This is a genomic window from Kribbella sp. VKM Ac-2566 (assembly GCF_004366005.1).
GTDB lineage: Bacteria > Actinomycetota > Actinomycetes > Propionibacteriales > Kribbellaceae > Kribbella > Kribbella pratensis.
On sequence record NZ_SODT01000014.1, the window covers coordinates 402,047 to 427,063 of the forward strand.

Genomic DNA, 25,017 nt, shown 5'->3' on the forward strand with positions numbered 1-25,017 from the left:
ACCCAGGCCAGTGCCGGCTCCTCGCACCACCCGGTGCCGGCCCCGCCGCCGGGCCGGACCGCCGCCGCCGTACCGAATCAACACTAAGGAGAAGTGCCCGAAGTGGCTGCTGAAATGTTCTACGACGACAACGCCGACCTGTCGGTGATCCAGGGCCGGCACGTAGCAGTGCTCGGCTACGGCTCCCAGGGCCACGCCCACGCGCTCTCGCTGCGCGACTCCGGCGTCGACGTCCGGGTCGGTCTGCCGGAGGGCTCGAAGAGCCGGGCCAAGGCCGAGGCACAGGGCCTGCGGGTCGTCACGCCGGCCGAGGCGGTCGAAGAAGCCGACGTGATCGTCGTACTCGCCCCGGACCCCGCGCAGCGCAAGCTCTACAAGGAGGCCATCGAGCCGAACCTGGTCGACGGCGACGCGCTGGTCTTCGGTCACGGCTTCAACATCCGGTTCGGCTACATCAAGCCGCCGGCGGGTGTCGACGTGTTCATGGTCGCCCCGAAGGGCCCGGGTCACCTGGTCCGTCGCGAGTACTCCGAGGGTCGCGGCGTACCCGTGCTGGTAGCGGTCGAGCAGGACGCCACCGGCAAGGCGTGGGACCTGGCGCTCTCGTACGCCAAGGGCATCGGCGGCCTGCGGGCCGGCGGTATCAAGACCACCTTCACCGAGGAGACCGAGACCGACCTGTTCGGTGAGCAGGCCGTCCTCTGCGGTGGCGTGTCGGCGCTGATCACGGCCGGCTACGAGACGCTGACCGAGGCCGGCTACCAGCCCGAGGTCGCGTACTTCGAGTGCCTGCACGAGCTCAAGCTGATCGTCGACCTGATCTACGAAGGCGGCATCGCCAAGCAGCGCTGGTCGGTGTCCGACACCGCCGAGTACGGCGACTACGTGTCCGGCCCGCGGATCATCGACGCGTCGGTGAAGGCCCGGATGAAGGAGGTCCTCGGCGACATCACCGACGGCACCTTCGCGGCCCGCTTCATCGCCGACCAGGACGCCGGCGCGCCGGAGTTCGCGGAGTTCCGCAAGAAGAGCCAGGAGCACCCGATCGAGGCCGTCGGCAAGGAGCTGCGCGGTCTGATGGCGTGGGTCAAGTCGCACGACGACGACTACGTCGAGGGCAGCGCGGCCCGCTGACGAACGACCTCGCCGGGCCCTTTTGTTTGACACAATGTGTGACGGTTGTGGTCTGTACTGGTGATCTGGGGGAGGGCGAGCGGTGGAGGACGGCAGGAGCGGACTTCCGCGGCCGCCGCGGCGGGTTCCGGCGGGGGTCGGCACGCTGACCCAGCTGGAGGCTCCGAGCCGGCCGGCCGGAGCCACGCCGCCGCCTCGGGGTCCGTGGATCTTCGGCCGGATCCTGGCCGGCCTCCTCGTGCTGATCGTGATCGTCGCGGCCGGTGCCGGTGCGGGCTGGTTCATCCGGCAGGAGAGCCTGCGGATCAACACCGACGAGGTGCTCGAGTCGGTCGGACCGTCGGTCGTCCGGGTGCTCGCGACGACCTGCGGCTCGTCCGGCGAGGCATCCGGCGTGCTGATCGACAACGGGCGGATCCTGACCGCGACATCGGCGGTCGAGAATCCGAGGTCGATCGTGGTGGTGGCGCCGGACGGCCGGATCCGGCGGGCCAACCTGCTCAGTACCAGCGCCGACGGGGTCGCGGTCCTGCAGTCGATCGGGTTCGACGGCGCGCCGCTGCACCTGCCGGCCACGGATCCCGAGCCGAAGGCCGAGCGCGCGTTGGTCGGGTACACCGCCGCGGGCAAGGAGGTCATCAACGCGATCGGCTCGGCGGCCGACCCTACGGCGCTGGGCGAGGTGATGAACGCGGCCAAGCTGGGCGGCCCGGTCGTCGACAAGTCCGGCGGACTCATCGGTCTCGTCGTCGGCAGAACCGTCCAGGCCGGCACGGTCGTCGGTCTCGACAAGCTCCGGGGGTACGTCGCTCCCGCGCCGACGGGCCTCACCGTCGCAGCGGTTGGAACGTGTGCCCAATCGAAGGGCCCGCAGGCCGCGATCGCGCCGGTGCTGCAGGTTGCCAACACGCCGCTGGCGGTAGAGGTCCAGAAGCTGCTCGGCAGCTACCTGACGCTGGAGAATCGCCAGGACTTCGCGGCGCTGCGGCCGTTGTACTCGCCACGGTTCGCCCGGAACCTGAGCGAGGAACAAGACAGGGCCAAGCACCTGACGTCGTACTTCTTCGGCCCGAAGCTCACCGACCTGGCCGCGGACGGGTCCTACGCGCGGATGTCGTACAACGTGCTGTTCGCCCCCACCGCGACGGGCGCAGCCGGGCAGAACTGCAGCCGGCTGGACACGAAGTTCGAACTGGTCCGCTCGAAGGGCAAGCTGGTCATCGACCGCACCTCGCCGATGACCGCAGCGGTCCCCTGCGACAGCTAGACACCCCCTGTGACCGGCATCCGGGTCCCCGCACACGGCGTGCAGCGGACGGGGTACCATCGAGGCAGCGGGCACAGCGCGGTGCTCTGTTCTTGATGAGCCCCTACCGCTTCTGCAGGAGATTCCTCCATGACTGACGTAACCCGGCCCGTCGTCCTGATCGCCGAAGAGCTCAGCCCGGCCACCGTCGAGGCGCTCGGCCCCGACTTCGAGATCCGCCAGACCAACGGCGCCGACCGCGCCGAACTGCTCCCGGCCATCGCCGACGTCGACGCCATCCTGATCCGCAGCGCCACCAAGGTGGACGCCGAGGCCCTGGCCGCCGCGAAGAAGCTGAAGGTCGTCGCCCGGGCCGGGGTCGGCCTGGACAACGTGGACGTGAAGGCCGCCACCCAGGCCGGTGTGATGGTCGTGAACGCCCCGACCTCCAACATCACCAGCGCCGCCGAGCTGGCCGTCGCGCTGCTGCTCGCGTCCGCGCGCCGGGTCCCGGCCGCGAACGAGTCGCTCAAGAAGGGCGAGTGGAAGCGCAGCAAGTACTCGGGTGTCGAGCTGTTCGAGAAGACCGTCGGGATCGTCGGCCTCGGCAAGATCGGCGTCCTGGTCGCACAGCGGCTGGCCGCCTTCGGCATGAACGTGATCGCCTACGACCCGTACGTGCAGGCCGGCCGGGCCGCGCAGATGGGCGTCCGGCTCGCGACCCTGGACGAGCTGCTGGCGACCAGTGACTTCATCTCGGTGCACCTCCCGAAGACCCCGGAGACCATCGGCCTGATCGGCGACGAGCAGCTGCACAAGGTCAAGCCCGAGGTCATCATCGTGAACGCGGCCCGCGGCGGCATCGTCGACGAGCAGGCGCTGTACAGCGCGCTCAAGGAAGGCCGGGTGGCCGGCGCCGGTCTGGACGTGTTCGCGTCCGAGCCGTGCACCGACTCGCCGCTGTTCGAGTTCGAGAACGTCGTCGTCACGCCGCACCTCGGCGCGTCCACCGACGAGGCGCAGGAGAAGGCCGGTATCGCGGTCGCCAAGTCGGTCCGGCTGGCGCTGTCGGGTGAGCTGGTCCCGGACGCGGTCAACGTCCAGGGCGGCGTGATCGCCGAGGACGTCCGCCCGGGCATCGGGCTGACCGAGAAGCTCGGCCGGATCTTCACCGCGCTGGCCGGCGGCGTCGCGCAGCAGCTCGACGTCGAGGTCCGCGGCGAGATCACGCAGTACGACGTGAAGGTGCTCGAGCTCGCCGCGCTGAAGGGCGTCTTCGCGGATGTCGTCGAGGACAACGTCTCGTACGTGAACGCGCCGCTGCTGGCGGCCGAGCGGGGCCTCGAGGTCCGGCTGGTCACCGACCACGACAGCCCCGAGCACCGCAACCTGATCACGCTCCGCGGCACGCTCGCCGACGGCGCGCAGGTGTCGGTGTCCGGCACGCTGGTCGGCGTCCGGCAGTCGGAGCGGCTGGTCGAGATCGACGGGTACGACCTCGAGATCGAGCTTGCCGCGCACCTGGCGTTCCTCACCTACGAGGACCGGCCGGGCGCGGTCGGCCAGATCGGCCGGATCCTCGGCGATGCCGACGTCAACATCGCCGGCATGCAGGTCAGCCGGGACCGCAAGGGCGGCAAGGCGCTCGTCGCGCTGTCGGTCGACTCGAAGATCGTGCCGACGGTCCTGGACGACATCGCGGTCGCGGTTCAGGCGGACACAGCCCGCACCGTGGACCTCGAGGCCTGATTCACCCCAACGACTGATTTACTGGAGGCGGTCAGCCGCCCGCAGGCGCATGGCGGCTGACAAGGGCCCGAGCTCCATAGCTCGGGCCCGCCTTCATATCTAGTGCCGGGTGGCGAGCAGGACGGCGGCGTCGGGGGCGACCATCACCTCGACGGTGGTGAAGCGCCTGTCCATCAGCCATTCCTGGCGGAGCGTGTCGACGCGCCCCTCGTACATCGGCGGCCAGACGGCCGACGGCGTGAAGTCGTCCAGTACGACGAAGCCGCCCGGCTCGACCACGTCCGCGATGATGTCGCGGGCGGACAGCTTCGCCTCGCGGGCGTCCACGAACAGCAGCGCGAACGGGCCGCGCTCGATCAGCGCGGTCCAGTCGGCGGAGACGACCTCGATCCGCTCGTCGTCGGCGAACAGTTCCGCGACCACCTGCGCGAGCTGCGGATCGCTCTCCGCGGTGACGATCGACGTGCTCTCGCCGGCGCCGCTGCGCAGCCACGCCGAGCCGACGCCGCAGCCGGTCCCGAGCTCACCGAGCAGGCCGGTCTTCGAGGCTGCGAGGGTGGCGAGCAAACGGCCGGTCTCGTTCCTGGTGGAACTGACGAATCCGCGCCGGCCGGACAGGCTGAGGGCCGCTGAAACCAGCGGCGGCAGTTCTGGAGGAGCACTCACCGGCTGAGAGTCGCACAGGTCCGGTCCAGTGACCGCACTCGGATCTCATATTCCGGGACAAGCTGCCCGCATGGTGGAGAAATAGTCGGATGTGCGAGTAAATTCGTGCGCATCCTGCCGCCCACGACATATTTGGGAGCAGCTGCATGTACGACATGTATCCAGCCAACTGGCCCTCGATCGACGCGCGCGAGCGGAAGGCGACCCGGCGTCGCCGCACCGCGCGCCCGGCGAGCGACGAGGTCAAGGCTGTCCAAGAGGCCATGAACCGCCGTGACAATGGGGGAGAACCCAAGAAGTGAGCGAGACGAAGAACTTCACGCTGGCCGTCGTCCCCGGTGACGGGATCGGACCCGAGGTGACCACCGAGGCGCTCAAGGTCCTCGACGCGGTCGCCGCACAGCACGGCGTGACGTTCGAGCGGACCGAGTACGACCTCGGCGCGAAGCGCTGGCACGCCACCGGCGAGACGCTGCCGGACGCCGAGCTGGAGGAGATCCGCAAGCACGACGCGATCCTGCTCGGCGCGGTCGGGGACCCGAGCGTCCCGTCCGGCGTCCTCGAGCGCGGTCTGCTGCTCAAGCTCCGGTTCACCCTCGACCACTACGTGAACCTGCGGCCGTCGAAGATCTACCCGTCCGTCGGCTCCCCGCTGGCGAACCCGGGCGAGGTCGACTTCGTCGTCGTCCGCGAAGGCACCGAGGGCCCGTACGTCGGCAACGGCGGCGCGCTCCGGGTCGGTACGCCGGCCGAGATCGCCACCGAGGTGTCGGTGAACACGGCGTACGGCGTCGAGCGGGTCGTGCGGGACGCCTTCGCCCGTGCGCAGGCCCGCCCGCGCAAGAAGCTGACGCTCGTGCACAAGAACAACGTGCTCGTGCACGCCGGCCACCTGTGGAAGCGGACCGTCGACAAGGTCACCGAGGAGTTCCCGGAGATCACCGTCGACTACCTGCACGTGGACGCCGCGACGATCTTCCTGGTCACCGACCCGGCCCGGTTCGACGTGATCGTCACCGACAACCTGTTCGGCGACATCATCACCGACCTGGCGGCCGCGATCAGCGGCGGGATCGGGCTGGCCGCGAGCGGCAACATCAACCCGGACCGGACCGCGCCGAGCATGTTCGAGCCGGTGCACGGCTCCGCGCCGGACATCGCGGGCCAGCAGAAGGCCGACCCGACCGCGGCGATCCTGTCCGCGGCGCTGCTGCTCGAGCACCTCGGTCTGACCGAGGCCGCGCGCGCGATCGAGGACGCCGTCACGGCGGACATCGAGGAGCGCACGGGCGTTGCCCGCAGTACCGCGGAGATCGGTGACGCGATCGCCAAGCGCGCGGCCGGCTGAGAAAGGCTGATGCTCGCATGACCAGTCAGCCGAGAGGTACGGTTTCGGCATGAGCGCCGATCTGCAGTTCTCAGTTGAGCCGAACACCCAACCGGCCAGCGACGACCAGCGCGCCCAGATCCTGGCGAACCCGGGATTCGGGCAGTACTTCTCCGACCACATGGCGATCGCCACCTGGACGGCCGAGAAGGGCTGGCACGACGCACGGATCACCGCCTTCGGGCCGCTGGAGCTGTCTCCCGCGACCTCGGTGTTCCACTACGCCCAGACGATTTTCGAGGGGATGAAGGCCTACCGGCATCCCGACGACTCGATCCATCTGTTCCGCCCCGAGGCGAACGCGATCCGGTTCCAGCGGTCCGCGCACCGGCTCGCGCTGCCGGAGCTGCCGGTCGCGGCGTTCCTCGACTCGCTGCACAAGCTGGTCGAGATCGACCGGGCCTGGGTTCCGGGTGGCGGCGAGACGTCGCTGTACCTGCGGCCGTTCATGTTCGGCTCGGACCCGTTCCTCGGTGTCCGCCCGTCCGCCCAGGTCACGTACTGCGCGATCGCGTCGCCGGCCGGGTCGTACTTCGCGAACGGCGTGAAGCCGGTCCGGATCTGGCTGAGCGAGGAGTACACCCGCGCGGCCCCCGGCGGCACCGGCGCGGCGAAGACCGGCGGTAACTACGCCTCCTCGCTGCTCGCCCAGGCCGAGGCGATCGAGCAGGGCTGCGACCAGGTCGCGTTCCTGGACGCGGTGGAGAAGAAGTGGGTCGAGGAGCTCGGCGGGATGAACCTGTACTTCGTCCTCGACGACAACTCGGTGGTCACACCGGAGCTGTCCGGCACGATCCTGGAGGGCGTCACCCGGGACTCGATCCTGAAGCTGGTCACCGACCTCGGCTACACGGTCACCGAGCGCAAGGTCTCGGTCGACGAGTGGCGTGAGGGCGCGGCCTCCGGGAAGGTGCGCGAGGTGTTCGCCTGCGGGACCGCCGCGGTCGTCACCCCGGTCGCCTCGCTGAAGTGGAGGGGCGGCGAGACCCAGATCGGCGACGGCAACGGCGGCCCGGTCACCGCAGCCGTCCGCACCGCCCTCCTCGACGTCCAGTACGGCCGAGCGGCTGACCCCCACGGCTGGATGACCCGCATCTCCTGAAGCAGGTGACGAAGGCCCGGCGATTTGTCGCCGGGCCTTTGTCATGACCGGCGCCTGGTCTCGAACCAGCCGATGTGGTTGATGACGGCCAGCAGCAACCACAGTCCGAGCGCGAGGATCGGCGCCCCGGTCCAGCCGATCTCGGTGTGTCGACTCCCGTCCGGCTTCAGCAGCATGATCACGATCGTGTCCACGAGCCCGGCGTACGCACAGACGAAGCCGGCGAGCCTCGTCGGCGTCGCCAGTGCGACCAGCACCAGGACGACGTACGCGATGAACAAGAGGTTGGCGGCGCTGCCGAGGATCGTGGCGTCGCGGGCCATGCCGAATCCGGTGTACAGGTGAGGGCTGCTGCGGCTGTACTCCCGGGTCAGCCAGGTCGGCGTGAGCGTGACCAGCACCGCAAGCGCGGTGGCGTAACCCAGCAGCTGGAACCGCAGCCGTTGCAGGGGATCCCTTTCGCCCTGCGGTGGCAACGGAGCCTTCAGGACGTTCAGGTCGACCTGGTCGTCGGGCTCACTCACTTGATGGTTCCCATCTCTCCAGCGGATGTTTCACAGGATCTTTTCAGGTCTGGGGGCTGGACCGGTGGTCGCTGTGCACAGGTTCGGTTCGATAGGGTCGGGCGCCATGAGCAGCTTCCCGGACGACGTCGAGGGCTACTACGCCGAGCTGGCCGAGCGCCGGGGATGGTCCGCCGAGACGTCCGCCGCGATTCGGGCGACGGTCGAGCTGATTCGGGATCTGGACCGTGGGACGGCGTCGCGGACGTACGGCGCTGTTGTCGACGACTACGGCACCGACTGGCTCTACGAGGCGGTCTGGCACGAGCGGGAGTGGGTCGTCGTCCGCCAGCTCGGGATGGGTGAGGACGGCGAGGTACGGCGGTACTGGTGGCAGCGCCTCGAGGACGACGAGGGGATGCTCACCGACCAGTCCCTGGACCGCGAGGAGTGGGGCCTGCGTCCGCTCACCCGCGAAGACTTCTACACCGCCTGGGACGATCCCGGCTGGTCCCTCAGTGCGTAATCTTGGGGCCTGAACTCCAGTACGCCTCCGCGTACTGAATGTTCGTGATGCGAGACAGCCGCGTCATGGTCCGGACATTGTGTGGCAGACTGCAAAACGTCATGAAGCACTATCGGGTGATTATTTCCTAGGCGCGCTCAGCAAGCTGTACCTGAGCGCGCAGACCTCTCGCACCTTGCGGGAGGTTTTTTGTTTGCCCGTATCGACGCCGCACACCCCTCCGGAAGGCCGACCCCCATGACTATCTCGGACGATTTCCACGTGTACGACACCACTCTGCGCGACGGTGCGCAGCAGGAGGGTCTGGCGCTGTCCGTGGCCGACAAGATCGCCATCGCGCAGTACCTGGACGAGCTCGGGGTCGGCTTCATCGAGGGCGGCTGGCCGGGCGCCGTACCCAAGGACACCGAGTTCTTCGAGCGGGCGAAGACCGAGCTGCACCTGCGGCACGCGACGTTCGCGGCCTTCGGTGCGACCTGTAAGCCGGAGGCCGTGGCCGCCGACGACCCGCAGGTCGCCGCGCTGCGGGAGTCCGGCGCCGGCGTCGTCACACTCGTTGCCAAGAGCCACGACGCGCACGTCGAACGGGCCTTGCGGACGACGCTCGACGAGAACCTCCGGATGGTCGCCGACACCGTCCGGCACCTGCGGGAGAACGGCCAGCGGGTCTTCCTCGACACCGAACACTTCTTCGACGGGTACCGCGCGAACCGCGCCTACGCGCTCGAGGTCGTACGGGTAGCCACCGAGGCCGGCGCCGACGTCGTCGCCTTGTGCGACACCAACGGCGGGACGTTGCCCCGGGAGCTCCAGGACGTCGTCCGCGACGTACTCGAATCGACCGGGGCCAGGCTCGGCATCCACTGTCACAACGACGCCGGCTGCGCGGTGGCGAACACGATCGCCGCCGTCGAGGCCGGCGTCACGCACGTCCAGGGCACGATCAACGGGTACGGCGAACGCACCGGTAACGCCGATCTGCTGGCGATCGTCGCCAACCTCGAGCTCAAGCGTGATCTGAAGCTGCTCCCGGAGGGCAATCTCGCCGAGTCGTTCCGGCTCGCGCACGCGATCGCCGAGGTGACGAACGTGCCGCCGTCGACCCGGCAGCCGTACGTCGGTGTGTCCGCGTTCGCCCACAAGGCGGGCCTGCACGCCAGCGCGATCAAGGTGGACCCGGATCTCTACCAGCACACGGATCCGGCGAAGGTCGGCAACGACATGCGGATGCTGGTGTCCGAGATGGCGGGCCGGGCGAGCGTCGAGCTGAAGGGCCGGGAGCTCGGGTTCGACCTCGGCAGCGACCGCGAGCTGGTCAGCCGGGTGACCGATCGGGTGAAGGAGATGGAGTCGCGCGGATACACGTTCGAGGCCGCGGACGCGTCGTTCTCGCTGCTGCTGACCGAAGAGGTGACCGGCGAGCGGGCGTCCTTCTTCGACGTCGAGTCCTGGCGCGTGATCACCGAGTCGCGCGCCGACGGCGAGGCGGTGTCGGAGTCGACGGTGAAGCTGGTCGCGGGCGGCGAGCGGGAGATCGTCACGGGCGAGGGCAACGGCCCGGTCAATGCGCTCGACCACGCGCTGCGGACCGCGATCGAGCGCGCGTACCCGGTGGTGAACAAGTTCGAGTTGGTCGACTACAAGGTCCGCATCCTCGACCAGGGACACGGGACGGACGCGGTGATCAGAGTGCTGATCGAGACCGCGGACGGCGAGGGCTCGTGGGTGACGGTCGGGGTCGGCCACAACATCGTCGAGGCGTCCTGGGAGGCGCTGGTCGACGGCTTCACGTTCGGTCTCCTGCGCCACAAGGAGGTCGTGCGATGAGTCTCCTCGCGGTCGAACGCACCGTCACCGAGTTCACCGCCCAGGTCGTCGAGACCACGGGGATCCTCGCGCGGATCGCCGTAATTCTGAACCCGTACGACGTTCGCGAGCTCTCGCTCTCACTGGACCGCGGCGAGTTGCGGGTCGTCGTCGAAGGCGACGGTTTCGACGCCGGCCGCGTCGCCGCCCGGCTCGCCAAGGTGATCGGCGTCCTCGAGGTCTCCGTCAGCTGAGCCCCGCGTGGTGGGCGAGGATCGCGGCCTGCACGCGGTTCGTGAGTTGCAGCTTGGCGAGGATCCGGCTGACGTGAGTCTTCACCGTCGCCTCGCTGAGATACAGCTGCTCGGCGATATCGCTGTTGGCGATGCAGCGCGCTTCCTCGACCGCCTGGCGTCCGTCCTCGGCCTCGCCGACGACCTCGAGGTCGTCGTACCCGTCGAGAATCCGGAACAGCATCGCGCGCACCATCCACTCGTCGTCCACGACCAGCACCCGGATCATCCGCCACCCGGCACCGACGCCGACACCGCCAGATCAGCCGCGACAACGCCCTCGGGCTCCTCCCGACCCTCCGCCGACGCCTGACCTCCTAGCTGGGATGTCCGGGGGCCGCCTCGGTTGGCGAGTGCATCCAGCAGGTCAAGCGCGAGTGGTCGAAGGTCATGGGCGGGTGGGAGGGAGGCCCGTGCGAGAGGGGCAGAGGTCAACGGCGAGAGGGGTGGAGGTCAAGGGCGAGAGAGGCGGAGCAGGTCGAGGGCTAGGGCTGCGGTCCAGGAGAAGTCGCGGGCGCCGCGGGCCTCGCCGGTGAAGGGCTCGACGTACTCGGCGAAGCCGGTCGATCCCGCAAGCTCGAGTAACTCGGCCCGCAACGCGTCGGCCAGCTCTTCCGCCTGGTGCCCGCCTTGCTGAACCAGGCCGCGATGCAAAAGCCACGCGGTGTTGAACCAGCTCGGGCCGCGCCAGTAGCGTCCGGGCTCGAACGCCGGCCCGGTCAGGTCGTAGCTCGGCACCATCCGCACCTCGCCCAACCGGAACTTCGGCCCCCGCGCGGTCGCCAGCAACTCCTTCGCCTGCGGCAACTCCGGCACGATCAACGGCACCAGCCCCGCCACCGTGTCGACCTCGACAAGCCGCCCCGCTGCCTGCTCACCCGCCGTTGTCTGCTCATCTTCCGCTCTCGGCTGGCCTGCGCGCAGGTCGCGGGGGCGGAAGATGCCGTCGTGGAACAGGGTGGTCAGGGCGGATGTCAACTCGGCGGCCGCGGTGACATGGCGGCTGCGGTCGAGAGACAGGGCGTCCGCGATGGAGGCCAGCGCATGCTCGGAGGCGATGAGCAGGGCGTTGAAACAGGGGTCCTCGAGGGCGAAGGCGAACGGTGTCCGCGCGTCGTCGTACCCGTGGTCCCGGTACGTCGCCGCGAGCTGGACGTAGCGTCCGTAGTCGAGGTCCGTCGGCCGGTCGTCGTCGCTGGCATGGTCGGTGTCCCTGCGGGTGAACGAATGCAACGGCGCCGGCTCGACCCGCGCGAGCGCCTCGTCCCAGGCCGGACTGTTGTCCATGCCTGACTCCCACGGATGTATTACCGCGACCAGTCCGCGCCCGCCGAGATCGCGGCGCTCGCGCAGATAGGTGTGCCAGGCAACGAGCTTCGGATACATCCTGGCCAGGAAGCCCCGGCTGATCGACTCGGCCTCGTCGGCCTGATGGGTCAGCCAGACCGCGAGCGCATGAACCGGCGGCTGGACGATCCCGGAGCTCTCCACCCCGCCTCGCGTCGTCGCCTGCCAGAAGTCGGGTCCGGGAAAGTACGCGTCCCGCGGGACGCTGGGGGAGAAGCTGATGTGCGGGATCCGGCCGTCCTGCCACTGCGCGCCGAACAGCGACTCCAGCTCGACCTGGGCACGGCGGGGCGAGAGGTGCCGTAGGCCGATCGCGATGAACGCCGAGTCCCAGCTCCATTGATGCGGATACAGGGAGTGCGACGGCACGGTCGACCGGCCGGTCCAGTTCCCCAACAGCACGCGCTCCGCCGCGCGCCGCAGCTCGCTCACACGTACCGCCTGACGACAGCGGGGATCGACCGGACCGCCTCGACCGGGTCACCACTCAACCGGCACTCGACGGCCAGGTACCGGTCGTAGCCCACGGCGTCCAGCGCGCCGAGGAACGCGGCCCAGTCGAGATGCCCCGCGCCCGGCTGCAGCCGGTTCGAATCGCTCAGCTGCACATGGCCGACGTACGGCGCGAACTCGGTGATCGCGGCGGACGGGTCGGCCTCCTCGATGTTCATGTGATAGCTGTCGATGCCGATCCGCACCGCGTCCAGCCCGACCTCCTGGATCAGTCCAGCGGCCTGCTCGAGCCGGTTGACCATGTGGTCCTCGTACCGGTTGAGCGGCTCCAGGAACAGCTCGACGCCCTCGGACGCCGCGTGCTCAGCCAGCTGACGGAGTCCGTCGAGCAGCACCTCACGGTCGCCGGCCTCGTCCCGCGGCGGCTCGAACGGCGGCAGCCGCCGGGAGAACATCCCGTAGGACGCCGGGGTCTGTGCGCCGATCCCGCCGAGCTCCGCGATCACCGACAACTGCGACTTCATCTGCGCCACCGCGTCGGCCCGCTGATCGACGTCGAACGCGCCGAAGAAGTGCAGCATGTCGACGCAGACCGTCGGCATCACGACACCGTCCGCCTTGGCCTGCCGGAGCTCCGGCAAGCGGTCGCGGAACGACAGGTCACCCTTGCCGCGCAGCTCGATACCCTCGTAGCCGGCGGCAACCGCGAAGTCCCACTTCTCCTGCAGGCTCTCGCCCGGCAGCAGTTGCTCTTGGCAAATGATCTTCATCAGAACTCCAGCAGCACTTGCAGGGCGTCGCCGGGACGCGTGTCGAGCAGGGTGTAGGCGTCCGCGGCGTCGTCGACCGGGACGCGGTGACTGATCAGCGGCCGCACGTCGACCTGGCCGCTGCCGACCAGGCCGAGGAACGTCGTCTGCAGCCGATCGACCGACCAGCGTCCGGTCAGCTCCGGCGGCACCCCGCCGATCTGCGAGCTGACCAGTTGCACGCGGTTGTGGTGGAACTCCTCGCCGAGCCGTAGCGCATCGCCGCCACCTTGGTAGAAGCCGGAGGCAACCACCCGCCCGCCGACCGTCACGGACCGGATCGCTTCGTGCAGCGCGGCGTACACGCCGGACAGCTCGATCGCCGTGTCCGCGCCGGCCGGACTCAGCTCGCGGATCCGCTCGGCCGCTGCACCTGGCGCCAGGGACTCGGCGGCGCCGAACCGCACCGACTCCTCCCGCCGGGCCGGGACCGCGTCGACGGTCACCACGCGGGCTCCGCTCAGCACCGCGAGCCGGGTGGCCAGCAAGCCGATCACGCCTTGACCGTAGATCGCGACCAGTTCGCCGAGCGAGATCCCGGCGGCCAGGATCGCGTTGAAGGCGATCGCTCCGACCCGCGCGAACGCGGCCGCGGCCAGGTCGACGCCGTCGGGCAGTTGGTGCCCGGCCAGCTTCTCGGCCGGCAGCACGGCCTCGCTGCGGTGACCCCAGATGCCCCACACCTGGTCGCCCACCGCGAGGCCGGTCACGTCGTCCGCGACCTCGGTGACCTCGCCGGACTCGGAGTACCCCCAGCCGACGACCGGGAACGCGATCCCCGCGGTCGATTCGCGGAACAGCCGGGCGTCCGGGTCCCAGCTGCGCGTCAGGTACGGATTCGTGCCGCGGTACGCCGTCAGCTCGGTGCCGGCGGAGATACCGGAGAACGCCGTCCGCACCCGGACGTGGCCCGGCGGCAGCGGTGGCGGATCGAAGTCGACGACCTCGGCGACGCGGGGAGCGGAGAACTGGACGACACGGGCCACAGGGCACCTCCGGCACTGGCGAACGGAACGAGACCAACAAATCATCCGGACTTAGGTCTTGTCAAAACGCATAAGTCCTGATGTTATGCCTCGTGATCGTCCATCGAGGAGGACGCATGGCACGTCTGACCAAGGTGCTCGGCACCTTGTGCGCGCTGGTGCTCGCCGCAGGGTTGCTGACGTCGTGCGGCGACGAGTCAGCCGGCGGCAACCCGCGCAGCATCACCGTGTGGTCGCTGGAGAACGTCTCCGACCGGCTCGAGACCACACGACAGATCCTGAAGAAGTTCACCGCCGAGACCGGCATCGAGGTGAAGCTCGTCGGGGTCGACGAGCCGCAGCTCAGCCAGCTGGTGATGTCGGCGGCCGCGGCCGGCAAGCTGCCCGACGTGATCGGCGCGGTCCCGCTGGCCGCGATGCAACAGCTGTCGAGCAACGGCCTGCTCAACCCCGACGTCGCGAACCAGGCGGTCGAGGATCTCGGCAGTTCCACGTTCAACCCGCGGGCGCTCGAGCTCACCAGGGACGGCGGCCGGCAACTCGCCGTACCGTCGGACGGCTGGACTCAGCTGCTCTACTACCGCAAGGACCTGTTCGCGGCCGCCGGGCTGCCCGCGCCGACGACGTACGCCGCCATCGAGCAGGCGGCCCGGACGCTGAACAAGGGCGGTGTCGAGGGCATCTCGCTGGCCACCGACCCCGCGGACCCGTTCACGCAGCAGAGTTTCGAGCACCTCGCGCTGGCGAACGGCTGCCAGCTCGTGGACCCGCAGGGCAAGGTGACGCTCGACAGCCGGCCGTGCAAGGACGCGTTCCGCTTCTACGGTGACCTGGCGACCAAGTACTCCGCCTCAGGGACGCAGACGGTCGACTCGACGCGTGCGACGTACTTCGCGGGGAAGTCCGCCATGGTGGTCTGGTCGTCGTTCCTGCTCGACGAGCTCGCCGGCCTGCGCGACGACGCACTGCCCAGTTGCGAGCAGTGCAAGGCGGACAAGCAGTGGCTCTCGCGCAACACCGGTGTCGTCACCGCCGTACAGGGGCCGGACGGCAAGCAGCCGGCGCAGTTCGGTGAACTCACTGGCTGGACCGTCACGAAGACCGCGAAGGCGGACGCTTCGCGACAGTTCGTCGAGTACATGCTGAACGAGGGCTACAACCAGTGGATCGGGATGGCTGCCGAAGGCAAGTTCCCGGTCCGGCACGGGACCGCCGCCGAGCCGGAAGCGTTCGACCAGGCGTGGGACAAGGCCGACATCGGCGTCGACGCGCGCAAGCCGCTGGCCGCGCTCTACCCTGCGCCGCTCATCACCGACCTGCGCGAGGGGGTCGGCAAGATGCAGCGCTGGGGGATCACCGAAGGACAGGGGAGCCCTGGTCGGCGCGACGCTCGGCGAGCTGCCGGTGCCGAAGGCGATCAGCGCCCTGGCGAGCGGGCAGGTGACGGCCGACGAGGCCGCGAAACAGGCGACCGACGACATCGTCGCGATCCAGGACACGTTGGGGTGAGGGCCTGATGACAACACTGACCGAGCGGCCGCCGGCGACCGAGCCGGAGCGCCGTACCAGGCCTCGCACCGCCCGCCGCGAGGAGAACCGGACCGGACTCGCGCTGGTCTCGCCGACCTTCGTCATCGTGCTGGTCGTCGTGGTGCTGCCGATCCTCTGGACCATCGTGCTGGCGTTCCAGAGCGTCCGGCTCGTCGACATCCAGAGCCAGGGTCTGTGGGGCCACTGGACCCTGCGCAACCTCGAACGTGTTTTCAGCTCGCCGGGCTTCTGGTCGTCACTGTGGACCACGGTCGTCTACACGATCGGCTCCACCCTCGGCTCGATCCTGGTCGGCCTGGTCGCAGCGCTCGCACTGCGCCGGCCGTTCCGCGGCCGTGCCCCGATCCGCGGCGCCATGCTGCTGCCGTACGTCGCACCGGTCGTGGCCGTCGCGTTCGTCTGGCAGGTCCTGCTCAGCCCGGACCTCGGCGTGGTCAACCACTGGGGCATGAACATCTTCGGCTGGGACCGCCCGATCGCCTTCCTGACGCAACGCTCGTACGACGTTCTCGGCGTACCGGTGCCGATGGCGTTGTTCACCGTGATCGCCTTCGAGACCTGGCGGTACTTCCCGTTCGCCTTCCTGTTCCTGCTGGCCCGGCTGCAGGCGGTCCCAGTGGTGCTCGAGGAGGCGGCCGTCGTGGACGGGACCACGCCGTGGCAGCGGTTCCGGTTCGTCCTGCTGCCGCAGCTGATGCCGGTGATCGCGCTGCTGTCGGTGCTGCGGTTCATCATGACGTTCAACAAGTTCGACGACGTGTACCTGCTGACCGGCGGCGGCGCCGGGACCGACGTGGTCGCGGTCCGGGTCTACCGGTTCCTGACCGCGCGGTTCGATGTCGGACTGGCGTCCGCGCAGGCCGTCGTACTCGCGGCAGTGCTGATCGTGCTGCTCGGTCTGTACTTCCGGTTCTGGGGCCGGCGCGCACAGGAGGAGGAGTCGTGAGGGCGGCGTTCCAGGAGAAGTTCTTCGGCGTGATGCGCTGGGTGGTGATCGCTGTCCTGGTGGTGGCGACGCTCTTCCCCTTCTACTACATGCTGTTGCTGTCGGTGAAGCCGATCGACAACCTGCTGCTGGACCCGGGCCGGATCTGGGTGTCGGTCAGCGAGTTCACCGTGGACTCGTACCGGCAGGTGCTCACCTCGGTCGAGGACGGCGGCCAGGGCTTCCTCACCATGCTGCGGAACTCCGCCCTGGTGTCGATCGGAGCCGTCGTCCTGACGCTGCTGGTCGCCATCCCGGGCGCGTACGCCGTGAGCCGCCTGAGGTTCACCGGGCGGCGCGAGGTGAGCGCGCTCTTCCTCGGCGTGTACCTGTTCCCGGCGACGCTGCTCGCCGTACCGCTGTTCGTGATGTTCGCCAAGGCCGGGCTGCAGGGCAGCCTCGTCGGACTGGTGATCGTGTACATCGCGCAGACCGTGCCGGTCGCGATCTACATGCTCCGCAACTACTTCGCGACCGTGCCGGTGAGTGTCGAGGAGGCCGCCGCGCTGGACGGGTGCTCGCGGCTGTCGATCATCCGGCGGATCGTGCTGCCGCTGGCCGCTCCGTCGGTGATGGCCACCGGGCTGTACGTTTTCATGATCGCGTGGAACGAGTTCCTGTTCGCACTGCTGTTCCTGGCGGCCGAGCCGACACACTGGACGGTCTCGCTCGGGCTGCAGCAACTGTCGAACGGGGTCGAGGTGCCGAAGACCGTGCTGATGGCAGGCTCGGTCGTGTTGACTCTGCCGGTGGTGCTCATGTTCTACGCGGCGGAGCGCATGCTGACGGAGGGATTGACCAGTGGGGCCGATAAGAGCTGATCTCACGACGTCGGGGTACCTGCTGGAGCTCGTTCGCACCGGCCGGGCGCTGACCCGTGGCGAGTTGCAGGAGCTCACCGGCCTCTCCCGGTCGACGCTGGGCCAGCGTCTCGACGGCCTGCTGAAGAACGGCTGGCTGGTGGAAGCGGGGTCGACCGCTTCCACCGGCGGGCGGCCGCCGGTGGTGCTGCGGTTCGACGAGCAGCATGCCTGCGTGCTGACCGCCGACCTGGACACCCGGCACGCGCGGGCCGCGCTGATGGATCTCGGCGGCGCCGTGCTGGCCGAGCAGTCCGGCGACCTCGTCATCGCGGACGGTCCGGGCGTCGTCCTCGACACGCTGGCGGACTGGTTCGACGCGTTGCTCGCCGCGGCTGGGCGGTCGGCGGCGGAGCTGGCGGGAATCGGGGTGTCGGTGCCCGGTCCGGTCGAGTTCGACACCGGGCTGGTGATCCGGCCGCCGATCATGCCGGGCTGGGACGAGTACCCGATCCGCGATCACCTCCGCCGCCGGTTCGACGTACCGGTGCTGGTCGACAACGACGCGAACGCGATGGCGCTCGGGGAGCAGGCCGCCGAGTACCCGGACTGCCCGGCGTTCGTGCTGGTCAAGGTGTCGACCGGGATCGGGTCCGGGGTCGTGATCGACGGGCAGGTGTTCCGTGGGATCGACGGCGGGGCCGGCGACATCGGGCACATCCGGGTCCGGGACGCCGGTGACGCGAAGTGCCAGTGCGGCTCGATCGGCTGCCTGGCGGCGGTCGCGAGCGGCGGCGCGATCGCCGCGGCGCTCACCGAGCTGGGCGTGGCCGCGCGCTCGGGCGCCGACGTCCGGGCGTTGCTGCAGGCCGGGCAGCCGGACGCGTTGCGGCTCGCCCGCGAGGCCGGCCGCCGGGTGGGGGAGGTGCTCGCGACCGTGGTGAGCGTCCTCAATCCGGGGGTGCTGATGATCGCGGGCGACCTGGCCCACACGGACTTCGTGGCCGGCGTCAACGAGGTCCTCTATCAGGTGACGCTGCCCCGGGCCACCCGTCATCTGGGCGTCACGACCGGCCGACTCGCCGACCACGCCGCCCTCGACGGCATGGCACGCCTGGTCGTCAACGAGGTCTTCTCGTCGACCGCCGTCGACGCCCGGTTGGCGACCCTCCAGAGATAGTCAGTCTGGACTGAACAGTTTATACTGTTCATATGGCTGGTGTGTCAGAGTCTGCCGTCCAGGCCGCGAGTCAGGTGCGGGTGGTGTTCGGCCGTGTGAAACGGCGGTTGAAGGCGCTTGCGGACACCGACGACCTGACGCCGTCGCAGTCGTCCGTGCTGAGTCGGTTGGACAAGGAGGGACCGGCGTCGGCCAGCGAGCTCGCGGCGGCCGAGCGGGTGCGGCCGCAGTCGATGGCCGCGATTCTCGCCGGGCTGCGCGAGGCGGAGTTGCTCGAGCGCAACCCGGATCCGGAGGACGGCCGCCGCCAGGTGGTCTCGCTGACCACAGCCGGCCGGAATCGTCTGCAGGGCGATCGCAAGGTCCGGCAGGAGTGGCTGGCGGAGACGCTCCAGGAGCACTGCACCGAGGCCGAGCGGCAGACGATCATCAAGGCGCTCGCCTTGCTGGACCACGCGATCGAGGCGGCGACCGACCGTTGACCGGTTGTCATCGCACGTCCACGGCGGCCTCGAGGTGACGCCGCCGGAACGCTTCGATCGGCGGCTGATCGCACCGATGCTCGTCGGGTCGATCCTGAACCCGATCAACTCGTCGATGCTCGCGGTCGCGCTGATCCCGATCGGCGCCGCATTCGGCGTACCGCCGTCGCAGACCGCGTGGCTGGTCACCGGCCTGTACCTCGCGACTGCGGTCGGTCAGCCCGTGATGGGCCGGCTCGTCGACCTGTTCGGGCCGCGACCGCTCTACCTGATCGCCACCTCGCTCGTCGGCGTGGCCGGTCTGCTCGGTGCGCTGGCCCCCAACCTCGGCGTACTCGTCGCATCGCGTGTCCTCCTCGGCCTCGGTACGTCGGCGGCGTACCCGGCGTCGATGTCCTTGATCCGCAGCGAGGCCGACCGGACCGGGATGGACACGCCCGCCGCCATCCTCAGCAGTCTGTCGATCGCGAACCAGGTGATCGCGGTGATCGGCCCGACGCTGGGCGGCCTCCTGATCGGCCTCGGCGGCTGGCATCTGATCTTCACGATCAACGTCCCGCTGTCCGTGATCTGCGTGGTCCTCGGCTCGCTCTGGCTGCCGCGCCGCGCACGTTCGCGGGGTGCCGGCGGACTGGACTACGTGGGCATCGTGCTGTTCACCGGCACTTTGGTCTCACTGATGTTCTTCCTCATGCAGCCGCGGGTCTCGCACTGGTACCTGGTGGTGCTCGCGGTCGCCCTTGGCGTGGCGTTCGTGATCGCGCAGTTGCGGGTGGTGGAGCCATTCATCGATCTGCGTGTACTGGGTGGCAACCGGCCGCTGATCATGACCTACACCCGCCAGGTGCTCGCGTATGTCGGCGCCTACTCGTTCCTCTACGGCTTCACCCAGTGGCTGGAGGAGGCCCGCGGGCTCGGTGCGTCCGCGGCCGGTCTGCTCCTGTTGCCGCTGTCGCTCGCGGCGGTTGTGATCACCGCGCTGACCGGCCGGCGGGCAGCGATCCGCGGCAAACTCGTTGCCGGAGGCCTCTTTTTGCTGCTGGCCGCGGCCGCGCAGTTGTTCGTCGGCACGAGCACGCCGATCTGGGTCCTCGCCCTCGTCGGCGTGATCGCCGGCGTACCACAAGGCCTCAACAACCTCGCCAACCAGACCGCCCTGTACCAGCAGGCCGATCCGGCCCGCATCGGCTCATCCGCGGGCCTGCTACGAACCTGCGTGTACGTCGGTGCTCTCATCTCGGCCGCGGCGAACGCCCACTTCTTCCAGTACGGCGCAACCACGGCCGGACTGCACGACCTGGCGATCTTCCTGCTCGTCGTCGCGGGCCTGCTCCTCCTGGTCACCTTCCTCGACCTACCTGAATAGAGAGGTTCAACTGTGCCTGTCACTACCCTTGACCCGAAGACCGCCCTCGTTGTCATCGACCTGCAGAACGCCGTCGCCCTACTGCCCGGTGCGCCGCATTCCACCGCGGACGTGATCTGCAAGACCGTCGAGCTCGCCGACGCCTTCCGTAAGCACGACCTTCCGGTTGTCCTCGTCCGCGTCAGCTTCGCCGCCGACGGTGGCGACCGGCTGCCCGGCCGGACTGAGCAGCCGGCCCGCTCAGGTGGAGGGACGCCGCCGGCCGGGGCGGACCAGATCGTCGACCAGCTGGCCGGTCACGCCGAGGACATCGTCGTGACGAAACGCAACTGGGGCGCGTTCCACGGCACCGACCTCGATGTGCAGTTGCGCCGTCGCGGCATCACGCAGATTGTGCTGACCGGCGTGGCCACCAGTATCGGCGTGGAGTCGACCGCGCGAGCGGCGTACGAGCACGGCTACCACGTCACCCTCGCCACCGACGCGATGACCGACCTGAGCGCCTCCGCGCACGAGAACTCACTGAACTGGATCTTCCCGCGACTGGGAGAGACCGGCTCGACGGCGGAGATCCTCGCACTGCTCGGATGAGCCCGGTTAGATTTCGGCGGCAAATCGCAACCCCGATCCACGACTCGCGGTCCCGGGGCCGAGCCAAACGACACGCCTCGGCGCGATCGTCCGGACAAGGCTTGGCGTTCCATGCAACCGGCGCAATATCCTCCCCGAGTCAGCTGCTCGGCGGGCGGTGAGTTGGCGGGAGGCCCGCGGGGCGGCGAGTTGCGCCGCGGGCCCCCCGGATCGGGTCAGTCCCAGCTGAGGCCGCTGGAGGACTGGTACTCGATGACGCGGGTTTCGAAGAAGTTCTTCTCCTTCTTCAGGTCCATCACCTCTGACATCCACCCGAAGGGGTTCCGCGTTTCACCGAAAATCGGTTCGATACCAATTTGTTCTGCTCTGCGGTCCGTGACGAAGTGCATGTACTGCTCGCAGAGGTCCGCGGTGAGGCCGAGCATGCCGTTGGGCATCGTGGCGCGGCCGTAGGCGACTTCGAGCTCGCACGCCTCGGTCAGCATCTGCCGGACCTCGGCCTGGAACGCCGTCGTCCACAGGTGCGGGTTCTCCTGCTTGATCTGGTTGATGCAGTCGATGCCGAAGTTCAGGTGGATCGACTCGTCGCGCAGGATGTACTGGTACTGCTCGGCGATACCGACCATCTTGTTCCGCCGGCCGAGCGACAGGATCTGCGCGAACCCGGTGTAGAACCACATCCCCTCGAACACCACGTAGAACGCGATCAGGTCGCGCAGGAATGCGGTGTCCGCTTCCGGCGTACCGGTGCGGAAATCCGGGTCCTCCAAGTGTTGCGTGTACTTCAAGGCCCACGCGTCCTTGTCGGAGATCGACGGCACCTCGCGGTACATGTTGAACAGCTCGCCCTCGTCGAGACCGAGCGACGTGCAGATGTACTGGAAGGTGTGCGTGTGCACCGCCTCCTCGAACGCCTGGCGGAGCAGGTACTGCCTGCACTCGGGGTTGCTCAGCTGGCGATAGACGGCCAGCACGATGTTGTTCGCGACCAGGGACTCCGCGGTGGCGAAGAACCCGAGGTTCCGCTGCAGCATCAAGCGCTCGTCGTCGGTCAGACCATCACGTGACTTCCACAGCGAGATATCGGCTTGCATCGAGACCTCGGTGGGCATCCAGTGGTTGTTGCACGCGGCAAGGTATTTCTCCCAGGCCCACGTGTACTTCAAGGGCAGCAGCTGGTTCACGTCCGCGCGCGAGTTGATCATCGCCTTGTCGGCGACCTCGACGCGGGCGGCCCCGATCGAAATGGCGCTCACTGGCAGGCCTCGCAGTCAGGGTCGTCGATCGAGCAGACCGCTCCGGTAGGTTCAGGGACGGATACGGGTACGGCGTTGAGCCGGCCGTCGGTGCCCTTCAGCGTGGATTTCTCGACATGGGTCGCTGACTGGGAACGCAGGTAATAAGTCGTCTTGAGGCCATAACGCCAAGCTGACCGGTAAAGCTCGTCGAGCGCCCGGCCGGACGGCTTCGCCATGTAGAGGTTCAGCGACTGCGCCTGGTCGATCCACTTCTGCCGCCGCGACGCCGCCTTCACCAGCCAGAGTGGGTCGATCTCGAACGCCGTCGCGTACAGCTCGCGCAGATCGGCCGGGATCCGCTCGATCCCCGACACCACCCCGTCGTGGTACTTCAGGTCCGACGCCATCACCTGGTCCCACAGCCCGCGTGCCTTCAGATCGGAGACGAGGTACGGGTTGGCGACGGTGAACTCGCCCGACATGTTCGACTTCACGAACAGGTTGCTGTACGTCGGCTCGATCGACTGACTCACGCCGCAGATGTTGGAGATCGTCGCGGTCGGCGCGATCGCCATCACGTTGGAGTTCCGCATGCCGTCACGCAGGACCTTCGCGCGCAGACCGTCCCAGTCGAGCCGGGTGTCGCGGTCGATGATCACGTCACCGTCGCGCGCCGTGTGCAGCAGGTCGAGCGAGTCGATCGGCAGGATCCCGAGGCTCCACAGCGATCCGTCGTACGACGAGTACCGGCCGCGCTCGGCCGCGAGCTCACTGGACGCCTCGATCGCGTGGTAGCTGATCTGCTCCATCGAGCGGTCCGCGAACTCGACCGCGGCGTCGGACGCGTACGGGATCCGCAATGTGAACAACGCGTCGGCGAATCCCATCAGGCCGAGGCCGACCGGGCGGTGCCGCTGGTTGGCGCGCTCCGATTCCGGGGTGGTGTAGAAGTTCACGTCGATCACGTTGTCGAGCATCCGCACCGCGGTCTTCACGGTGTCGCGGAGCAGGTCGGCATCCAGACCGTCCTCGGTCAGATGGGCGACCAGGTTGACCGAGCCGAGGTTGCAGACCGCGGTCTCGTCGACGGTCGTGTTCAGCGTGATCTCGGTGCACAGGTTCGACGAGTGGACGACGCCGTCGTGCTGCTGCGGCGAGCGCAGGTTGCAGGCGTCCTTGAACGTGATCCACGGGTGCCCGGTCTCGAACAATACGGTCAGCATCCGCCGCCACAGGTCAACGGCCTTGACCCGCTTGAACACCCGGATCTCCCCGCGATCCGCAGCCACCTCGTACCGCGCGTACGCCTCGGCGAACGCAGCGCCGTACAGATCATGCAGATCCGGCACCTCGTCGGGGGAGAACAACGTCCACTCCCCGCCGGCCTCCACCCGCTGCAGAAACAGATCCGGCACCCAGTTCGCGGTGTTCATGTCATGCGTACGCCGCCGCTCGTCGCCGGTGTTCTTCCGCAGCTCGAGAAACTCCTCGACGTCGATGTGCCAAGTCTCGAGATACGCACAGACAGCGCCCTTCCTTTTTCCACCCTGATTCACAGCTACGGCGGTGTCGTTGGCGATTTTGAGGAAGGGGACTACGCCCTGGGACTCGCCGTTGGTGCCGCGGATGTGGGCGCCGATGCCGCGGACCGGGGTCCAGTCGTTGCCGAGGCCGCCGGAGTACTTCGCGAGCAGGGCGTTGTTGCGGATGCCGGTGAAGATGCCGGACAGGTCGTCCTCGACCGTGGTCAGGAAGCACGACGACAGCTGCGGCCGGGTGGTGCCGGAGTTGAACAGCGTCGGCGTCGACGACATGAAGCGGAACGAGCTGAGCAGTTCGTAGAACTCGATCGCCCGCGCCTCGCGGTCGTCCTCGCGCAGGGCCATTCCCATCGCGACCCGGAGGAAGAACGCCTGCGGCAACTCGTACCGCACCTTGGCGAGGTGCAGCAGGTACCGGTCGTAGAGCGTCTGCAGGCTGAGGAACGTGAAGTTCAGATCGGCCTCGGGCTTGATCGCCGCGGCGAGACGGTCGAGATCGAAGCGGCCGAGCTCGGGGTCGAGCTGCCCGGCCTCGATGCCGAGCTGGATGTAGCGCGGGAAGTAGTCGACGTACGCCGTGGTCATGTCGGCCTGACTCGCCTGACGCGGCTCGCCGTGGACGCGACCCAGCGCCTCGCGACGGATCTGGTCCAGCAGCAGTCGGGACGCGGCGAAGCTGTACTGCGGCTCGGTCTCGACGTACGACCGCGCGGCCATCACCAGCGCGAGCTCGACCTCGTGCTGCGCGATGCCGTCGTAGCAGGCGCCGAGGGTCTCGTTCAGGATCAGCTCGGGGTCGACCGCGTCGAGTCCGGAGGCGGCTTCGGCGACGATCACCCGGAGCCGGTCGACGTCGAGCGGGGACCGGCTGCCGTCGGCGGCGCGGACGGTCAGCGCCGGCTTCTCGGTGACGCCGGCCGGATCGGCGGGCGTGCGGGCCTTGGTCCGCTCCTCGCGGTACAGCACGTAGGCGCGGGCGACCTGGTGCTCGCCGGCGCGCATCAGCGCCAGCTCGACCTGGTCCTGGATGTCCTCGACCTGCACGCTGCGGCGAGTGTCGCCGCGGCTGGTCAACGCGGCGACGACCCGGCCGGTCAGGTCGGCGACCAGGTCGCGGACCCGGTGCGTGGCGCCGGCCTCGGAGCCCTCGACAGCGAGGAAGGCCTTGGTCATGGCGACGGAGATCTTGGTGGCGTCGAACGGCGTACTGGTGCCGTCCCTGCGGATGACGGTGAGCTCCGTTCGGAGATCTGCCGTCGCCACAGATGACGAGGAA

General features: G+C 68.8%; 24 protein-coding genes. 16 read left to right on the forward strand and 8 right to left on the reverse strand.

Features of this window, described 5'->3' with window-relative positions:
- Positions 1-114: 114 nt before the first annotated feature.
- The 3 genes from ilvC to serA all read left to right on the forward strand — a co-directional run bounded on the left by ilvC (position 115) and on the right by serA (position 4,129).
- Positions 115-1,134: a ketol-acid reductoisomerase gene (gene ilvC / locus EV647_RS35805; RefSeq protein ID WP_134011493.1), complete on the forward strand. Its 1,020-nt coding sequence runs from the start codon at positions 115-117 to the stop codon at positions 1,132-1,134.
- 82 nt (positions 1,135-1,216) lie between these two features.
- Positions 1,217-2,401 (forward strand): S1C family serine protease, encoded by a 1,185-nt coding sequence (locus EV647_RS35810; protein ID WP_134011061.1) that lies wholly within the window; start codon positions 1,217-1,219, stop codon positions 2,399-2,401.
- 129 nt (positions 2,402-2,530) lie between these two features.
- Positions 2,531-4,129 carry a phosphoglycerate dehydrogenase gene (serA, locus tag EV647_RS35815; RefSeq protein ID WP_133788805.1) on the forward strand — a complete coding sequence of 533 codons (1,599 nt, stop codon included), beginning with the start codon at positions 2,531-2,533 and terminating at the stop codon, positions 4,127-4,129.
- A 99-nt stretch (positions 4,130-4,228) separates the two neighbouring features.
- Here serA and EV647_RS35820 read toward each other — a convergent pair whose 3' ends face one another.
- Positions 4,229-4,795 carry an O-methyltransferase gene (locus EV647_RS35820; RefSeq protein ID WP_134011063.1) on the reverse strand — a complete coding sequence of 189 codons (567 nt, stop codon included), beginning with the start codon at positions 4,793-4,795 and terminating at the stop codon, positions 4,229-4,231.
- Positions 4,796-4,941: 146 nt separating this feature from the next.
- Between EV647_RS35820 and EV647_RS42280 the strand changes: the two genes are divergently transcribed.
- From EV647_RS42280 to EV647_RS35830, 3 genes are read left to right on the forward strand one after another with little or no spacing between them, the layout of a single operon-like run.
- Positions 4,942-5,097: a hypothetical protein gene (locus tag EV647_RS42280; RefSeq protein WP_166680506.1), complete on the forward strand. Its 156-nt coding sequence runs from the start codon at positions 4,942-4,944 to the stop codon at positions 5,095-5,097.
- Positions 5,094-6,143 (forward strand): 3-isopropylmalate dehydrogenase, encoded by a 1,050-nt coding sequence (locus EV647_RS35825; RefSeq protein WP_134011065.1) that lies wholly within the window; start codon positions 5,094-5,096, stop codon positions 6,141-6,143. The genes EV647_RS42280 and EV647_RS35825 overlap by 4 nt, the downstream gene beginning before the upstream one ends.
- Positions 6,144-6,192: 49 nt before the next feature.
- Positions 6,193-7,284 carry a branched-chain amino acid aminotransferase gene (locus EV647_RS35830; RefSeq protein ID WP_134011067.1) on the forward strand — a complete coding sequence of 364 codons (1,092 nt, stop codon included), beginning with the start codon at positions 6,193-6,195 and terminating at the stop codon, positions 7,282-7,284.
- 41 nt (positions 7,285-7,325) lie between these two features.
- Here the strand turns inward: EV647_RS35830 and EV647_RS35835 are convergent, their stop codons facing one another.
- Positions 7,326-7,808 (reverse strand): hypothetical protein, encoded by a 483-nt coding sequence (locus EV647_RS35835; protein WP_134011069.1) that lies wholly within the window; start codon positions 7,806-7,808, stop codon positions 7,326-7,328.
- 106 nt (positions 7,809-7,914) lie between these two features.
- Here EV647_RS35835 and EV647_RS35840 point away from each other — a divergent pair, with 106 nt between their 5' ends.
- From EV647_RS35840 to EV647_RS35850, 3 genes are all read left to right on the forward strand, one after another.
- Positions 7,915-8,313 (forward strand): hypothetical protein, encoded by a 399-nt coding sequence (locus tag EV647_RS35840; protein ID WP_134011071.1) that lies wholly within the window; start codon positions 7,915-7,917, stop codon positions 8,311-8,313.
- Between the two features lie 237 nt (positions 8,314-8,550).
- The gene (cimA, locus tag EV647_RS35845; protein WP_134011073.1) at positions 8,551-10,140 is read left to right on the forward strand and encodes a citramalate synthase; all 1,590 of its coding nucleotides are present in this window, start codon (positions 8,551-8,553) and stop codon (positions 10,138-10,140) included.
- Entirely contained in the window at positions 10,137-10,373 is a 237-nt protein-coding gene (locus tag EV647_RS35850; protein WP_134011076.1) for a hypothetical protein, read from the forward strand. Before cimA ends, EV647_RS35850 begins: the two co-directional genes overlap by 4 nt.
- Here the strand turns inward: EV647_RS35850 and EV647_RS35855 are convergent.
- The 4 genes from EV647_RS35855 to EV647_RS35870 all read right to left on the reverse strand — a co-directional run bounded on the left by EV647_RS35855 (position 10,366) and on the right by EV647_RS35870 (position 14,007).
- Complete coding sequence (locus tag EV647_RS35855; RefSeq protein WP_134011078.1) at positions 10,366-10,641, reverse strand: response regulator transcription factor; 276 nt, start codon at positions 10,639-10,641, stop codon at positions 10,366-10,368. The genes EV647_RS35850 and EV647_RS35855 overlap by 8 nt on opposite strands.
- A gap of 224 nt (positions 10,642-10,865) precedes the next feature.
- On the reverse strand, positions 10,866-12,191 hold the full coding sequence (locus EV647_RS35860) for a hypothetical protein (protein WP_134011080.1): 1,326 nt from the start codon (positions 12,189-12,191) through the stop codon (positions 10,866-10,868).
- Positions 12,188-12,982 (reverse strand): sugar phosphate isomerase/epimerase, encoded by a 795-nt coding sequence (locus tag EV647_RS35865; RefSeq protein ID WP_134011082.1) that lies wholly within the window; start codon positions 12,980-12,982, stop codon positions 12,188-12,190. Before EV647_RS35865 ends, EV647_RS35860 begins: the two co-directional genes overlap by 4 nt.
- Positions 12,982-14,007: a zinc-binding alcohol dehydrogenase gene (locus EV647_RS35870; RefSeq protein ID WP_134011084.1), complete on the reverse strand. Its 1,026-nt coding sequence runs from the start codon at positions 14,005-14,007 to the stop codon at positions 12,982-12,984. Before EV647_RS35870 ends, EV647_RS35865 begins: the two co-directional genes overlap by 1 nt.
- Before the next feature lie 116 nt (positions 14,008-14,123).
- Here EV647_RS35870 and EV647_RS35875 point away from each other — a divergent pair, with 116 nt between their 5' ends.
- From EV647_RS35875 to EV647_RS35905, 7 genes are read left to right on the forward strand one after another with little or no spacing between them, the layout of a single operon-like run.
- Positions 14,124-15,524, forward strand: a complete 1,401-nt coding sequence (locus EV647_RS35875) for an ABC transporter substrate-binding protein (protein WP_202876426.1) — start codon at positions 14,124-14,126, stop codon at positions 15,522-15,524.
- Complete coding sequence (locus EV647_RS35880; protein WP_134011086.1) at positions 15,524-16,504, forward strand: carbohydrate ABC transporter permease; 981 nt, start codon at positions 15,524-15,526, stop codon at positions 16,502-16,504. Before EV647_RS35875 ends, EV647_RS35880 begins: the two co-directional genes overlap by 1 nt.
- On the forward strand, positions 16,501-17,364 hold the full coding sequence (locus EV647_RS35885) for a carbohydrate ABC transporter permease (RefSeq protein ID WP_238175837.1): 864 nt from the start codon (positions 16,501-16,503) through the stop codon (positions 17,362-17,364). The genes EV647_RS35880 and EV647_RS35885 overlap by 4 nt, the downstream gene beginning before the upstream one ends.
- Positions 17,345-18,523, forward strand: coding sequence for an ROK family transcriptional regulator (locus EV647_RS35890; protein ID WP_202876427.1), 1,179 nt, complete (start codon positions 17,345-17,347; stop codon positions 18,521-18,523). The genes EV647_RS35885 and EV647_RS35890 overlap by 20 nt, the downstream gene beginning before the upstream one ends.
- Positions 18,524-18,555: 32 nt before the next feature.
- The gene (locus EV647_RS35895; protein ID WP_134011088.1) at positions 18,556-19,005 is read left to right on the forward strand and encodes a MarR family winged helix-turn-helix transcriptional regulator; all 450 of its coding nucleotides are present in this window, start codon (positions 18,556-18,558) and stop codon (positions 19,003-19,005) included.
- A 4-nt stretch (positions 19,006-19,009) separates the two neighbouring features.
- Positions 19,010-20,371: an MFS transporter gene (locus EV647_RS35900; RefSeq protein WP_202876428.1), complete on the forward strand. Its 1,362-nt coding sequence runs from the start codon at positions 19,010-19,012 to the stop codon at positions 20,369-20,371.
- A gap of 12 nt (positions 20,372-20,383) precedes the next feature.
- Positions 20,384-20,962 carry an isochorismatase family protein gene (locus tag EV647_RS35905; protein ID WP_134011090.1) on the forward strand — a complete coding sequence of 193 codons (579 nt, stop codon included), beginning with the start codon at positions 20,384-20,386 and terminating at the stop codon, positions 20,960-20,962.
- A gap of 215 nt (positions 20,963-21,177) precedes the next feature.
- On the opposite strand, the gene EV647_RS35910 is transcribed toward EV647_RS35905, so the two are convergent.
- Together EV647_RS35910 and EV647_RS35915 are read right to left on the reverse strand one after the other, a co-directional pair.
- On the reverse strand, positions 21,178-22,218 hold the full coding sequence (locus EV647_RS35910; protein ID WP_238177565.1) for a ribonucleotide-diphosphate reductase subunit beta: 1,041 nt from the start codon (positions 22,216-22,218) through the stop codon (positions 21,178-21,180).
- Positions 22,215-25,004 (reverse strand): ribonucleoside-diphosphate reductase subunit alpha, encoded by a 2,790-nt coding sequence (locus EV647_RS35915; protein ID WP_238177566.1) that lies wholly within the window; start codon positions 25,002-25,004, stop codon positions 22,215-22,217. The genes EV647_RS35910 and EV647_RS35915 overlap by 4 nt, the downstream gene beginning before the upstream one ends.
- Positions 25,005-25,017: the final 13 nt, after the last annotated feature.